This is a genomic window from Pseudomonas neuropathica (assembly GCF_015461835.1).
Classification (GTDB): Bacteria; Pseudomonadota; Gammaproteobacteria; order Pseudomonadales; family Pseudomonadaceae; genus Aquipseudomonas; species Aquipseudomonas neuropathica.
The window spans coordinates 1-1,698 of record NZ_JACOPX010000038.1; the positions used below are offsets into that span (position 1 = coordinate 1).

Sequence of the window (1,698 nt, forward strand, 5' to 3'; positions counted from 1 at the left end):
CTTGGGAATGGGTTGCCCATGATCGGCGTGGTCAATACCGGTAGCAGATTAAGGGCTTTGCCGATGTCGTCACTCAAACTCAGGCTGTAAAGCAGGTTCGGATTGTCAGTGGGATGCCAGGCCATGGTGATCGAGTAGTGGGCTTTGCCATCATCGGCGATGAAGCCGAAGGGCAGGCAAAAGCCAGTCTCTTTGGGTATCTCAAATTCTGCGCGTGTACGGAACCGCGCGAGCAGGTCACGGGCGGCGGGGAGTAGTTTTTCGAACGAGCTTCTGTGTTCGGAATAGTCGCTTTGTTGGCCGAATGCGAAGCGGTAGATGTGCTCGTCACGCCACAGCAGCACGATGAGTTTGTCGGGGTGACGAACGCCAAAGGCATCTGGCATGCCGAAGTCGAAAGAGGACTGCTCGGCGTAGAGTTCGTCTGTAGGGTAGCTGTCGAATTCTTTTTGGTAGGCTTTCAGTTCTGCGACTAATTTATCAGTGGGACGACCCTGCTCTTCAAACTGATCTATTAGCGCTGGTAGTAGAACGAGCTCTGAACTTACTTTGTCGAGTCTCTCAAGTGACGCATTAAGGTCTTTATTTTTTTTGGAGAGCACTTGGTGTTTGGCCTGATTTGATTTCGATAATTCTTCAGTTATCTCTGAAGAAATTTCGTTGAGCTCACCCTGTATTACTCGCTTTTTTGCTTCAAGTGAACCATGGCTGTGTCTACGAACAAGTTTATTGAACGTATCGATGGTGGTTTTTGGAGTGACATCTATAGTGACTAAGTGAAATGCGTTGTTGGAAGGGTCGCTTCCATAGCTCAACTGCTTGTCTGCAAGATTAATGTCGGGAGAGTAACTGCCAAGGCCTGTGCCATCGGAGTAGTCCCATCGGTCATCAAGCAGGTGCCATGTAATATCTTCTCGAGTTTCAAATACGGTACGCCCGAGACATTCTGTTTTGCTCGAATCAGATGAAGCCTTAGAAGCAGCTTGGGTGTTTTGAAAGCCCGTCATTAGGATTGTTAGAAATATGGGCCAAAAGTGACAGTTGCGCATCAGGAGTTTTCCATCGTTTGTGTTTTGGCCGCAGATGCGATCAAGATTTTTTCGTGATTTTCACTTTGGATACTTGGCGTTATCTTGGCAAGAATAGACATGTGAAACTCAGAGTCATTGTTTTCGTTTTTTGTCCAATTGACCGGAAGAGCTGTGATAAAGCCAAGTATTTCTTCGGGCGCTTTGCCGGCGACTGGTTTTTTCCAGAATTCGCTTTCAAATGGCATAAACTCTCTTGTCCCGACCATCGGGTTGGTAGTTTGTTTTTGTTTTATCCAGGTTGGCCATATGGAATCGTAATTATTAGGGATGAAAGAGAAAGCTTTTTTGTACCTGGTTAAGTTTAGCAATGCCTGTTCTTGTATGCTCTCCCAAGTTTTTGGGCCGGCGGGTTCGTTAATCGAACAAAGGGGACAGATTTATTTTGGCTCAACGATAAACCATCGGATAAATAAATCTGTCCCCTTTACCAGCCTTGAGTCATTCAGGTTTTGCGGGGGAGGCAGATTTACCCAAGTATCTCTTACGGAAAAATCTGCGCTATTTGCGCCCCCCGGATTCTGCTTTCACTTACCGGTCAGTTTGTCCATGCCCGGTTGTAGGCGGAAGCTTTTCAGAATGCTGAGGAAGTCTTCCTTGCTCTGCTCAA

At 46.9% G+C, this 1,698-nt stretch carries 1 protein-coding gene and 1 pseudogene; both read right to left on the bottom strand.

What is annotated here, in order from left to right; all coding sequences use genetic code 11:
* Positions 1-1,049, bottom strand: a pseudogene (locus tag H8F23_RS28620) (T6SS immunity protein Tli4 family protein); the annotation flags it as partial.
* Positions 1,049-1,276, bottom strand: coding sequence for a hypothetical protein (locus tag H8F23_RS28625; protein WP_194936566.1), 228 nt, complete (start codon positions 1,274-1,276; stop codon positions 1,049-1,051). The gene H8F23_RS28625 and the pseudogene H8F23_RS28620, both read right to left, overlap by 1 nt.
* Positions 1,277-1,698: the final 422 nt, after the last annotated feature.